The following is a 12547-nucleotide window of genomic DNA, read 5'->3' as shown; positions in this document are numbered from 1 at the left end:
GTGCAGCCGGCTGGCCGTGTCATCATGCAATTCGCTGGCGGCGGCGACGCGGAAATCAGCCGGGTGCAGGCGCCCGCCGGGGAACACCCATTTGCTGGCCATGAAGACATGGCCCTTCGCCCGCCGGCCCATCAGCACGCGTGGGCCAGAGCTGGGATTTGCCCCGTCGCGGCGGATCACCAGCACGGTCGCGGCATCCTTGGGCCGCAGCGAGCGGCCCTTCAGGATCGGAACATTGTCTTCATCAACCTGCATGTGGCCTCTCCTGCCACAAGCCGTGGCCTCACACCAAGGTCATCAGCGATTCGGTGGTGTAATCGGTCAACTCACCGTGGCGGCCATCGCGCACCTTCAGTGCCCAATCCGGATCGACGATCAGCGCGCGGCCAACGCCCACCAGATCGAATTCGTCGCGCTCCAGCCGGTCGAGCAGGCCATCAAGGCTGGCCGGCTTCGACGATTCGCCGCCCATGCCGGCCACGAATTCGCCGGTGAGGCCAACGCTGCCGACGGTGATGGTCGGCTTGCCGGTGAGCTTCTTGGCCCAGCCGGCAAAATTCAGGCCTTCCGGCCCATCGAGTTCGGGGAATTCCGGTTCCCAGAAACGGCGCTGCGAACAATGGAACACGTCCGCGCCGGCATCGGCCAGCGGGCCAAGCCAGGCCGCCAGTTCGTCCGGCGACGGTGCCAGACGGAAAGCGAAATCCTGCTGCTTCCACTGCGACAGGCGGATGATGACCGGGAAATCGGGGCCAACGGCGGCGCGAACGGCCTTGAGCAGTTCCACGGCGAAACGCGCGCGCAGAGGCAGCGTGTCACCGCCCCAGCGATCGTCGCGAGCATTGGTGGCGCCCCAGAAGAATTGATCGATCAAATAGCCATGCGCGCCGTGCAGTTCGACCGCGTCGAAGCCCAGCCGCTTGGCATCACCGGCGGCGCGGGCGAAGGCAGCGACGGCATCGGCCACGTCGGCATCGCTCATGGCGCGACCGTTGGTCTTGCCCGGCATGTAAACGCCCGACGGGCTTTCGGCTTCTTCCTGCTTGGGATTGCGCCGGTTGGGCAGGCCGCCGACATGCCACAATTGCGGCGCGATCAGCCCGCTCTCACTCTGCACGGATTTGACCACCTGGCCCCAGCCATCGAGCGCGGAGCCAAAGAAATGCGGCACGTTGGGATCATTGGCAGCCCCGGTGCGCTCCACCGCGGTGCCTTCGGTGATGATCAGGCCCACGCCGCCGGCCGCGCGCTTGCGATAATATTCAGCAACATTCGCGCCCGGCTGGCCGGCCGGCGAGAAGCTGCGCGTCATCGGCGCCATCACGATGCGATTGGGGAGGGTGAGGCCCTTGAGGGGGAAGGGACGGAACAGGGGATTGTTGCTCATGCGCGCTTCCTAGCCGGGCCGAGCGCGCAACGTCACCTGTCAATCTGACCCATCGGCCAGCGGATGGCGCTTGTTGACCAGTTCCACCAACGCCGCCGACGCAACATGCGTGTAAATCTGCGTCGTCGCGATATCGGCGTGGCCCAGCAACGTCTGCACGATGCGTAAGTCCGCGCCGCCTTCCAGCAGATGGGTGGCAAAGGCGTGGCGCAGCACGTGCGGGGAAATGCGGGCGGGCGGAATGCCGGCATCGGCAGCCAGCGCCTTGAGCAACTGCCACAGCCGAAGGCGCGACAGGAAACCAGCCTTCCCGCGCCCGGCCGGGAAGAGGAATTTGGCATCTTTCGGCACATGCACTTCCCAGGCCAGCACGGCGGCTTCGGCGCGGCGGCTGATCGGCACTAGCCTTTCCTTGTTACCCTTACCCAGCACCACCATGTGGCCACGACCGGCCTTGCAGGCATGGCTGGGCAGCGCCACCAGCTCGCTGGCACGCAGGCCGGAACCATAGAGGAGTTCCACCAGCGCGGCGGTGCGCAAGGATTGCGGATCATCGGGCCGGGCAGCGAGTTTCTCCGCCAGCGCCGCGAACAACCGTTCCACATCACCCGCCGCCAGCGTTTTCGGCAGTGGCCGCGCCGACTGCGGCAGCGCCAGATCACGGCCCGGATCATCGCTGCGCAGATGTTCCGCCATCAGAAAGCTGAGGAACTGCCGCACGGCACTCGCCTTGCGCGCCGCACTCGCCCGGGCCAGCGGCGCCCAGTGCCGGGCCAGCCGCGCCAGTGCCGCCGCATCGGCCGGCGCCAGCTCGCCGCCCAGCCATTCGCTGGCCTGATTCAAGTCGCGGCCATAGGCGAGGATGGTGTTCTTCGCCGCCCCGCGTTCGCTGGCCAGGCTGTCGAGGAACAACGCGATGGCCTGCCCGTCGGTTACCTTGGCGTCAGTGATCATGCGCTGCGCGTAATCGCTTCGGCAGCCAACAGCCGAGCCTCCGTCACCCGGCCACAGGCCATGAGCGACGCCACGATAGCCTCCACATGGGCCGGCGGCACATCGGCCCAGCCGCCCTGCAGGCCGGTCGCTGCCAGCAGTGCCACTTCGCCAGCTGCCCGCCGCCGCGCCGCGCTGGCCAGCGCCGCCGTCCAGCGGTTGCTGATGGTCTTGAACCCATCTCGATCCAAGCCGCGTGCCTGGCCCAGGCCCGACAGCGCCGCCACCAGCATCGCCTCCCGGCGCGGGCTGGCCTTGGCCGCATCGCGCCACGCGCGAACGTCACCCGAATCCATCGCCACGCCAGCGCCTGCCGCCAGCAGCGCCTGTGCCCGAACCCGCACATCATCATCGGCGTCCTGCGCCACCGGCCACCAAGCCCGGGCAGCGCGCGTGTTGCCTGCTGCCAGCAACGCCGCGATGATCACATCGGATCGCCCAGCCAGCGCCGCCGCCGGCTTCAGCGCAGCCGCCGCCGTCGCGGCTTCCAGCAAGCCGCCATAATCATCATCACCGGCAATGGCAGCAATCGCCTCGGCCCGGTCTTGCGGGCTGCCAGTGAAGGCATCGCGCAGGCGGCCGGCCCGGCTGTCGGCCGCGAAACCGCCGCTGGCGTCGGCCGGTGCCAGCGCCGCCACGGCACTGGCCAGCTCGTCGGCCGACAGCGTGCCAAGCACGGCCGCTTGGCGCAACAGCGCAAAGCGCGTGGCCGTCGGCAGCGCGGCATTGCGCACTGCCCAGCCGGCGTGGGCCAGGCCCAGTGCCGCCAGCCGATCGGCCGGCACCGTCACGCCCGCCGCACTGGCCACGCCGTAACGATAGGGGGTCAGCCCCTCTTCCTCCGCCCAGTTGATGCCATCGGCCCGCCCGGCGCCACCGGCCAGCACCACCACGCGCTGGGCCAGGCGCAGATCAAAGGCCGGCAAGGCTCCGCGTCGGCTGCGCACGGTATCGATCACGCCGGCCGCGGTGATATCATCGCCATCCATGGCGGCGCACATGCCCCAGGCCAGATCCCACATCACATCATCGGAAAGCGCCCGCCCGGTGGCCGCTATGGGGCACAGGCCAGCCAGATCGGCCGCAGCCAGCGACACTTCGCCCGCCACGCGATAGGTGGCCGGGGTATAGCGTTCCTGCGGCAGCACATCGATCAGCCGCCGCGCCGGATCAACAGCGCCCATCCGCACCAGCAGCCCGGCGCGGGCCGCCACCCAATCGCCATCGCCGATGCCCGCGGGCCCCGGCACCCGCGATGCCAGCGCGCGGCCCAGGGTGATCGCCACCCAGCGCGAGGCGACAGGACCCGCGATGCGGTTGGCCAGCCCGGCCAGGAAGCGTCCGTTGTTGCCGATGAAGGCATCGGCGGCAAATGCGCCACCGGCCGCATCGATGATACCGATCGGCGCGCCCGGCGGCAGCGCGGCGGCTGTTTGGGTTTCCACAAACGCCGGCGGCGTGACATCACCCGGCTGCCCTGTCAGCAACGGCGCCTGTTCGGCGGTGGCCGCTTCTGGCGTCGGTGCGGCCGTGCCGGGCAACAGCGGCGCCGGCGCGGCGGCAGGCGCCGGGGCCGGCGTATCGAAACCGGGCGGCAGCAGCGATTTGGGCGCATCGCGGTTCGGCCCAGCATCCTGCCCGACCACGGGTGCCGCCAGCAGCAGGCCACATGCGATCACTCCGGCCGATCCCGCCAACATCGCGCGTTTGCTTGCCCATCCCATGTGCCGGTGTATAGCCATGACTGCGATGGACGGCGACCCGAAAATCCTGGCAGAGCCTGAACGGCTGGCGTTGGCGGCACAGCGGCCGGTCACGCTTGTTGGCTTGATGGGTTCCGGCAAGTCCAGCATCGGCAAGCGGCTGGCGGCCCGGTTGAACCTGCCCTTCGTCGATGCCGATACCGCGATCGAGGAAGCCGCAGGCATGACCATTTCTGAAATGTTCGAACGCTTTGGCGAAGCGCAATTCCGCGATGGCGAACGGCGGGTAATCGCCCGCCTGATCGATGGCACGCCCAAGGTGATCGCCACGGGCGGCGGCGCCTTCATGAACGATGAAACCCGCGCGCTGATCCTGGAACGGACGCTTTCGGTATGGCTTGATGCCGATGTCGCCACGCTGGTCGATCGCGTGCGCCGGCGCGGCAGCCGGCCGCTGCTGAAGGGCAAGGATCCGGGCGCGGTGCTCACCGCGCTCGCCGCCATTCGCGGGCCCGTTTATGCACAGGCCCGCATCCGTGTGGCCAGCAAACCCGGCCCGCATCATGAAACGGTGGACGCGATCGTGAATGCCCTCGCTGCCGCCAATGCCGAAGAGTCCGCCCGATGATCGTTGATGTCGCGCTGGGGATGCGCGCCTACCCCCTCCATATCGCGCCCGGCCTGCTTGGCGCGGCCGCCCCGGTGCTCGGCCCGTTTGCGCGCAATCAGCGCCTGGTGGTTGTCACCGATGAAAGCGTGGCGGCGCTGCATCTGCAAACGCTTGCCGCCGGCCTGCCCGGCATCAGGCTGGAGCCCATCGTGCTGCCACCCGGCGAAGCCACCAAGGATTGGGCGCATCTGCAACTGGTGGTCGAACGGCTGCTCGAACTCGGCGTCGAACGCAGCGATGCCGTTGTTGCGCTGGGCGGCGGTGTGATTGGCGATCTGGTTGGCTTTGCCTGTTCGATGCTGAAGCGCGGCTGCCGTTTCGTGCAGGTGCCGACCACCTTGCTTTCCCAAGTGGACAGCAGCGTGGGCGGCAAGACGGCGATCAATGCGAAAGCCGGCAAGAATCTGGTCGGCGCCTTCCACCAGCCGGTGGCCGTGCTGATCGATCCGGCCGTGCTCGCCACCCTGCCGCGCCGCGAAGTGATGGCCGGTTATGCCGAAGTGGTGAAATACGGCCTGATCAACGATGCCGCCTTTTTTTCTTGGTGCGAAGCCAATGGCGCCGCCGTGCTGGACGGCGATTCGGCCGCGCAGATCCACGCCATCGCCCACAGTTGCCGCGCCAAGGCCGCCGTGGTTGCGGCTGACGAACGCGAGACGGACGACGTCCGCGCGCTGCTCAACCTTGGCCACACCTTCGGCCACGCCTTCGAGGCCGAAACCGGATTCTCCAGCCGGCTGCTGCACGGCGAGGCCGTCGCATTGGGCATGGTGCAGGCCTTCCGGCTTTCCGCCCGGCTGGGCCTGTGCCCGCAAAGTGATGCAGAGCGTGTGGCCGCCCATCTCGCCGGCCTCGGCTTCACCATCGAACCGTCGGCACTCGGCCTCACCTGCACCGCCGCGCAGCTGGTCGAGCACATGCGCCAGGACAAGAAGATGAGCGCCGGTCGCCTCGCCTTTATCCTGGCGCGCGGCATCGGTCACAGCTTCGTCTCCCGCGACGTCGCACTGGCCGACCTGGACGCCTTCCTCACCGAACAGCTGACCAGCTAAGCCTTCACTTGCGCACCCACTGGTCCGCCTTGTCTAGCGCTGGCCGCGCCAGCGCCGTTTCGGCCCGCGCGTCACCCAGCAGCCAGTGCCGCCACCACAGGCTGGTCACGCGCGCCACGCGGTCCTGCCGGGCCAGATCATCGGGGGTCTTGCGGGTGTCACCGGCAAACAACAGGTGATCGCCGCCGTCCAGCACCAGCAACGCCTTGCGGCCATCGGCCGGGGCACCAGTGAACAGGCTGAGGCGGCGGGCGCGTTGATCGGCTACCACACCAGCCGACGCGCTGGCAGGCACGCCATCAGCATTGCTGCTGATTACCAGCAGCGGCCGGCCGATGCCGCCAAATTGTGCTTTGGCCATGGCCGCATCGGCCGGGCCGCTGCTGCTCATCGCCACAAATGCCCTGAAACGGCGGTCGATCAGCGGTGCGTGTTCACCATCCGGGCGCTGGCCGGCCATCGCCTGCACCACCCAGGCCCCCATGCTGTGCCCGGCCAGCGCCAGATGATCGCTGTCGATGCGGCCAAGGTCACAACCGCCTTCGCTTGGTCGCCGCGCCAGTTCATCGGCAACGAAACCGACATCGGCGATGCGGGCCAACAGCTGTTCCGGCGCGATGCCGGCCCGCACTTTCGCGTCGCGCTCCTGCGGGGTGGCGGGCCCACGATAGACAGCCGCATCGCTGCCAGGATGTTCGAGGCGGATCACCGCAACGCCGGCAGCGGTCCACGCCGCCACCCAACGCGCGGCATTGCCGCGCGTGCCGCCCAGGCCGGGCGACCAGATCACCGCCGGCACCTTGCGCTTGCCATCGGGCAGGTTGATCCGCACCGGCACATTTCGGGCGCGTGGCCCATCGCGCCACACCGCATCGCACATGGTTGCCGCAGCCGGGGCAGCGAGCAGCAGGGCGAGGCAGGTGAACGCGGTTTTCACGCGCCCACCCTAACCCCTGATCAGGCCAGCGTTATCTTCCGCTTGCCGCGCTTCACCACGGCGGCCTGGGGCGCACTGGTGGCCATCGAAACGGTCTTGATCGTGTCCATGAACACCCAATCGCAGCGGGTTTCAGCGGCGTTGAACGACAAGGTGAGATAGCCGCGCCGGCTGGTATCGCACCATTGCATCCCCGGCGAGCTTTGCAGTAGCGCGGCGCGGATCAGGGCCGGATCAGCCTTCAGCGCCGATTCGTAACCGGGCGAGGTGACGGAGTGGACGCCGAATTCGGCCGCCACTGGCTTGCCATCCAGGCTGTGGTTGAAGGCCCAGGCATTGTGGCTGTCGCCCGCGATCACGATCGGATCGGCACCGGCATTGGCCATCGCCTTCAGCAAACGGCGACGCGCTTGCGGATAGCCTGACCACATGTCCTGCGCGCCGGGAATGCCGGCCTGCGACGCGGCAATGCCGCCCTTCACATAGCCTTGGGCGCGGGGATCGGCGCCCGGGGCAAGGAATTCCAGCGCGTTCTTCGGGGTCATGATGTCACCCATCACCACCTGCTGCGCAATCAGCTGCCAGCGCTGGCCGATTTTCACGCTCGCCGCCACTTCGTGGGCGAACCAGGCTTCCTGTTCGGCGCCCAGCAAGGTGCGCGCCGGATTCTGCCATTCGCCGCTGGCAAAGGCCTTGATGCCGTCCGGCCCGGCCTTCAGCGCCGCATTGAGGTCAAGCTGCTTGTCACGGCCGGACATGCGGGTGTCCAACGTCATCACCGAAACCAGATCGCCGAAATCATAGCGATGCCACGGCACCTCCGGGCTCATCAGCCATTCGCGGTGGGCCTTGAGCGCGGCATCGCGGCGCAAATTCCACACGCCTTCATCATCCTGGTGATTCTGGGCGCCGCCCTTCCACGTATCGTTGGCGAATTCATGATCGTCCCAGATGGCGATCATCGGGAAGCGCGCGTGGATCGCCTGCAGGCCGGGATCGGTGCGATAGCTGGCGTAACGCTGGCGATAATCGTCGATCATCAGGATTTCATCGACCGGCACGATCTCGCGGCCCGGCATCACCTGCTCAGGGTACGAACCCATCGGATATTCATAGATATAATCGCCCAGGTGGATCACCGCATCGATATCGTCACGCACGGCGGCATGGGCATAGGCGTTGAAATGCCCGAACGGCCGGTTGGAGCAGGACAGCACCGCCAGCTTCAGCTGATCCAGCTTGCCCGCTGGCAGCGTCTTGGTGCGGCCCACGGTGGACATCGAGCCATCGGGCGCGGTGAAACGATACCACAGCCACTTGCCATCAGGCAGGCCGGTCACACGTGCCTGCGCCGTGCCCCAGCTTTCCGGGCCTGCGTTGGCTTCGGCGCGGGCGATGATGCGGCTCATGCCCTGGTCTTCGGCCACTTCCAGCTTCAGGGCGGTCGCCGTGCCGGTGACGCTGGCATAGCGCGTCCACAGCGTCACCGCGCCGGGGCCGGGATGGCCCGACGCGACGCCATGGGTGAAGCCGCTGATCGGCCACAGCCGCGCCAGCGCCGGGCGCACCGGCAAGATCAGGCCGGCCGCAGTGGCCCCCAGGAAGACGCGACGATCAATGGCAGGACGCATGGCTGATTCCCCTTTAGACGATGGCGTCATTAAACCGGATATTGTGACAATTTCGAGGGAGCCCGCCGCCATGGCGAAAATGCGTGCAAAGGCCGATCTGCCCAGCAAGGATTGCGCCGCCTGTGGCCGCCCGTTCAGCTGGCGGAAGAAATGGGCGCGCGATTGGGAGAATGTGCGATATTGTTCCGACGCCTGCCGCAGCGGTGCCTATGGACGGGCGCGCGCCGGCACGACAGAATGATGCAAATTTCGCAGGAGGAATCGCCATGGCCACGCAACTGAAAACGCCAAGTGTGAAGGACCAGGTTTCCGCCGAGGAGTGGGCGCTGCGCGTCGATCTCGCCGCCGCCTATCGCCTGGTCGCCCATTATGGCTGGGACGATCTAATCTTCACCCATCTTTCGGTGCGGGTGCCGGGGCCGGAACATCATTTCCTGATCAACCCCTATAATCTGATGTTCGAGGAAATCACCGCGTCCAGCCTGGTCAAGATCGATGTCGAAGGCCATCCGGTGATGGAAACGCCCTATCTCACCAACGCCGCCGGCTTCACCATCCATTCGGCCATCCACATGGCGCGCGAGGATGCCCACGCCGTCATCCACCTGCACACGCCGCACGGCCAGGCGGTTTCGGCCCACAGCGAAGGCCTGATGCCGATCACGCAGACGGCAATGCTGATCCGCGACGAACTGACCTATCACCACTATGAAGGCGTCGCGACAGATCTGGATGAGCGCGAACGGCTGGTGGAAGATTTGGGCATCACCAAGACCGCGATGATCCTGCGCAATCATGGCACACTCACCGTAGGCGCCACCGTGGCCGAGGCCTTCATCAAGATGTATTTCCTCGAACGCGCCTGCGAAGCCCAGTGCCTGGCACTGGCCGGTGGGCAGGACCTGATCAACCACCCGCCGCAGGGCACCCCGGAAAAGGCCGCCGATCAGGGCCGCGCCGGGCTGAAGATGGTGGGCAACATGCTGGCCTGGCCGGCGCTGCTCCGCAAACTGGACCGGATTGATCCCAGCTTCCGGGATTGAGCGTCAGCTTTCGAAGCGGTTGAGCGCGTCACCGGCAAAGGCGATCACCGCCAGCCACAGCCAGCCGAACATCATAGCGGTGCCGCCCGCGGGGGCGAGCGCCGCCACCCATTTCGGCGCGCCCATCGCCAGCAGGTTCAGGTCCATCGCGAACACGAAGGCCCCGCCCAGCACCGCCCACGCGCCCGAATGGACGAACGGCGAATTGCGCCAGGCCAAAAGGCCGAACACTGCGGCGACATGCGGCAACTGGAATGTCACGCCAGTCATGATCCAGTCTTTCGCTTGGGGATCATCGATGCCGTGCGCAGCAAAGGTGCCAAAGGCCAGTGCAATCACCGCGTTCAGGCAGGCAAAAGCCGGCAGGTAGCGCGGGCGGGCGGGTGCGGTGGGTTCGCTCATGCCGGGCAGACTGGCGCGTTGAAGGGCGGTTGAAAAGCCATCAGTTCGACAAGCGATAAAGTTCGCGCGCGGTGATCATGCGCATGATCTGGTTGGTGCCTTCCAAAATCTGGTGAACGCGCAGATCGCGGAAGATGCGCTCCACCGGATAATCCATCAGATAGCCATAACCGCCGTGCAGTTGCAGCGCGCGATCGGCGACAGCCATGCCGGTATCAGTGGCAAAACGTTTCGCCATGGCGGCAAATTGCGTCTTGTCAGGCGCGCCCTCGCTCACCTTCACCGCCGCCTGATACAGCAGCGCGCGGGCCGCCGAAAGCTCGGTCGCCATATCGGCCAGGGTAAACTGCGTCGCCTGGAAATCGGCGATGGCCTTGCCGAACTGCTGGCGCTGCCGCGTATAGGCCAGCGCCTCGTCCAGCGCGCGCTGCCCGCCGCCCAGACTGCATGCGCCGATGTTGAGCCGGCCACCATCAAGCCCGGCCATGGCGATGCTGAAGCCCTGGCCTTCGGCGCCGACCAGATTCTCGACCGGCACCCGCACTTCGTCGAAATTCACCTGCGCGGTGGGCTGCGATCGCCAGCCCATCTTGCGTTCCGGCGCGCCAAAGCTGACGCCCTGCATGTCCTTCTCGATCACCAGGCAGCTGATGCCCTTGGGGCCATCAACCCCGGTGCGAACCATCGTCACGTACACATCATTGACGCCGGCCCCGGAAATGAACGCCTTGGAACCGCTCACCACATAGTGATCGCCATCGCGCACGGCGCGCGTCTTCAGCGCCGCCGCATCCGATCCCGATCCCGGTTCGGTGAGGCAGTAGCTGGCGATCTGGTCCATCGTCACCAGCGCCGACAGATACTTCGCCTTCACCGCGTCGCCGCCGAAACAGTCGATCATCCAGGCCGCCATGTTGTGGATGGAAATGAAGGCGCTGGTCGACGGGCAGCCATAGGCCATTGCCTCCATGATCAGCGCCGCTTCCAGCCGGCCCAGCCCGATGCCGCCGCCGGCCTCGCTGACATAGATCGACCCGAAACCCAGCGCGGCCGCGGCCTGCACGACGTCCTTGGGATAATGGTGCTCGGCATCCCAGCGCGCGGCATGGGGCGTGATCGCCTCGGCCGTAAAGCGGCGGGCGACCTCCTGGATGGCCTTCTGGTCGTCGGTCAGGTCAAACTGGCTCATGCACCGTCTCTACGGGGCTGGAAACGCCATGGCAATTCGTGGCAATAGCCGCAGATGAATCTTGCCCCCGCCACAATCGTCGATCAGTTGATCGACATCCACACCCAGTCCGTCGCCGCCCTGCGCGATGCGCTGAAATCCTACATCAACGATGGCGCCGCCCCTGATGGCAGCCAACGCGTGCGCGGCGATTGGGCCTACCCTGAACTGCGCCTCGAATTCTCCGGCGAACGTCGCGCGCTGCGCCCGATCCGCGCCTTTGCCCGGCTCAATCGTCCCGGCAGCTACACCACCACTGTCACCCGCCCGGCGATGTTCCGCGCCTATCTCGAAGAGCAATTGGGCCTGTTGATGGCCGATTATGACGTGGTGATCTCGGTTGGCCGCTCCGAAGTCGAAATCCCCTATCCCTATGTACTCGATGGCGCGGCCGACCTGAATCTGGAAGGCGTCACCGCATCGGAACTGGCCCGGCATTTCCCCACCACCGAATTGCAGCAGATCGGCGATGAACTGGCCGATGGCCTGTGGGACGAGACCCGCGCCGATGAACGCCCATTGGCCTTGTTCGACGGGCTGCGCACGGATTTTTCGCTGGCCCGGCTGAGGCACTACACCGGCACCGCGCCGGAGGATTTTCAGCATTATATCCTGCTCACCAACTATCACCGCTATGTCGATGAATTCGTGCGCTGGGCCTGCCGGCAACTGGGGAATGGGTATGATCGCCTCGCCTGCCCCGGTGGGCTGGACATCACCGCCGATGACCCCGATGCGACACGCGCTGCCGACGATTTGGCCTGGCGCAAGAACCAGATGCCGGCATGGCACCTGATCGGCCCCAATGGCACTGGCATCACGCTGGTCAACATCGGCGTCGGCCCGGCCAACGCCAAGACCATCTGCGATCACCTCGCCGTGCTGCGCCCCGAAGCCTGGTTGATGATCGGCCACTGCGGCGGGCTGCGCCCCAGCCAGGCCATCGGCGATTATGTGCTGGCCCACGCCTATTTGCGCGATGATCACGTGATGGACGATGTGCTGCCACCCGAAATCCCGATCCCGGCCTTGTCGGAAGTGCAGAAGGCGCTGCAGCTCGCCACCGAAAAGGTCACCGGCATGACCGGCGACGCGCTGAAACCGCGCCTGCGCACCGGCACCGTGGTGACGACGGACGATCGCAACTGGGAACTGCGCTATTCGCAGTCATCCCTGCGCTTCAATCAGAGCCGCGCGGTGGCCATCGACATGGAATCCGCCACCATCGCCGCGCAGGGCTACCGCTTCCGCGTCCCCTACGGCACCTTCCTGTGTGTTTCTGACAAGCCGCTGCACGGCGAGGTCAAGCTGCCCGGCCAGGCCAACCGTTTCTATGAGGGTGCGATTTCGGAGCATCTGCAGGTGGGCATCGAAGCGATGATGATCCTGCGCGACGAAGGCCCGGCGCTGCACAGCCGCAAACTGCGGGCGTTTGATGAACCTCCCTTCCGGTGAGGTTCAGAGACTGAGTTCAAGCTCCGATAGCAGCGCCTTCCGCGCC

12 protein-coding genes and 1 pseudogene are annotated in these 12547 nt (G+C 66.5%); 5 read left to right on the top strand and 8 right to left on the bottom strand.

Annotation, left to right across the window (positions count from 1 at the left end; genetic code table 11):
* The 4 genes and pseudogenes from Q7O19_RS11570 to Q7O19_RS11555 all read right to left on the bottom strand — a co-directional run.
* Positions 1-255: pseudogene (locus Q7O19_RS11570) on the bottom strand (NUDIX hydrolase); the annotation flags it as partial.
* A gap of 28 nt (positions 256-283) precedes the next feature.
* Entirely contained in the window at positions 284-1387 is a 1104-nt protein-coding gene (locus tag Q7O19_RS11565) for an NADH:flavin oxidoreductase (RefSeq protein ID WP_303810669.1), read from the bottom strand.
* Between the two features lie 39 nt (positions 1388-1426).
* Positions 1427-2341 (bottom strand): tyrosine recombinase, encoded by a 915-nt coding sequence (locus Q7O19_RS11560; RefSeq protein ID WP_303810668.1) that lies wholly within the window; start codon positions 2339-2341, stop codon positions 1427-1429.
* Positions 2338-4080: a hypothetical protein gene (locus Q7O19_RS11555; RefSeq protein ID WP_303810667.1), complete on the bottom strand. Its 1743-nt coding sequence runs from the start codon at positions 4078-4080 to the stop codon at positions 2338-2340. The genes Q7O19_RS11560 and Q7O19_RS11555 overlap by 4 nt, the downstream gene beginning before the upstream one ends.
* A 49-nt stretch (positions 4081-4129) precedes the next feature.
* Here Q7O19_RS11555 and Q7O19_RS11550 point away from each other — a divergent pair, with 49 nt between their 5' ends.
* Entirely contained in the window at positions 4130-4711 is a 582-nt protein-coding gene (locus tag Q7O19_RS11550) for a shikimate kinase (RefSeq protein ID WP_303810670.1), read from the top strand.
* Positions 4708-5805: a 3-dehydroquinate synthase gene (gene aroB / locus Q7O19_RS11545; RefSeq protein WP_303810666.1), complete on the top strand. Its 1098-nt coding sequence runs from the start codon at positions 4708-4710 to the stop codon at positions 5803-5805. Before Q7O19_RS11550 ends, aroB begins: the two co-directional genes overlap by 4 nt.
* Positions 5806-5809: 4 nt before the next feature.
* On the opposite strand, the gene Q7O19_RS11540 is transcribed toward aroB, so the two are convergent.
* Entirely contained in the window at positions 5810-6742 is a 933-nt protein-coding gene (locus Q7O19_RS11540) for a dienelactone hydrolase (protein WP_303810665.1), read from the bottom strand.
* Between the two features lie 20 nt (positions 6743-6762).
* Positions 6763-8373 carry an alkaline phosphatase gene (locus Q7O19_RS11535; protein ID WP_303810664.1) on the bottom strand — a complete coding sequence of 537 codons (1611 nt, stop codon included), beginning with the start codon at positions 8371-8373 and terminating at the stop codon, positions 6763-6765.
* A gap of 70 nt (positions 8374-8443) precedes the next feature.
* On the opposite strand from Q7O19_RS11535, the gene Q7O19_RS11530 reads away from it, so the two are divergent.
* Both Q7O19_RS11530 and Q7O19_RS11525 read left to right on the top strand, forming a co-directional pair.
* Positions 8444-8614, top strand: a complete 171-nt coding sequence (locus Q7O19_RS11530; protein ID WP_303784875.1) for a DUF2256 domain-containing protein — start codon at positions 8444-8446, stop codon at positions 8612-8614.
* 25 nt (positions 8615-8639) lie between these two features.
* Positions 8640-9416: a class II aldolase/adducin family protein gene (locus Q7O19_RS11525; protein ID WP_303784873.1), complete on the top strand. Its 777-nt coding sequence runs from the start codon at positions 8640-8642 to the stop codon at positions 9414-9416.
* A gap of 3 nt (positions 9417-9419) precedes the next feature.
* Here Q7O19_RS11525 and Q7O19_RS11520 read toward each other — a convergent pair whose 3' ends face one another.
* Together Q7O19_RS11520 and Q7O19_RS11515 are read right to left on the bottom strand one after the other, a co-directional pair.
* Positions 9420-9818: a DUF423 domain-containing protein gene (locus Q7O19_RS11520; protein WP_022679412.1), complete on the bottom strand. Its 399-nt coding sequence runs from the start codon at positions 9816-9818 to the stop codon at positions 9420-9422.
* Between the two features lie 40 nt (positions 9819-9858).
* On the bottom strand, positions 9859-11007 hold the full coding sequence (locus tag Q7O19_RS11515) for an acyl-CoA dehydrogenase family protein (RefSeq protein WP_303784871.1): 1149 nt from the start codon (positions 11005-11007) through the stop codon (positions 9859-9861).
* A gap of 54 nt (positions 11008-11061) precedes the next feature.
* Here Q7O19_RS11515 and Q7O19_RS11510 point away from each other — a divergent pair, with 54 nt between their 5' ends.
* Positions 11062-12501 carry an AMP nucleosidase gene (locus tag Q7O19_RS11510; RefSeq protein WP_303810663.1) on the top strand — a complete coding sequence of 480 codons (1440 nt, stop codon included), beginning with the start codon at positions 11062-11064 and terminating at the stop codon, positions 12499-12501.
* The last annotated feature ends 46 nt before the right edge of the window (positions 12502-12547 follow it).

Source organism: Sandarakinorhabdus limnophila DSM 17366 (assembly GCF_945882885.1).
Taxonomy (GTDB): Bacteria; Pseudomonadota; Alphaproteobacteria; order Sphingomonadales; family Sphingomonadaceae; genus Sandarakinorhabdus; species Sandarakinorhabdus limnophila_A.
Note: the sequence above shows the minus strand (reverse complement) of the source record. Positions and strands in the feature narration are given on the sequence as shown.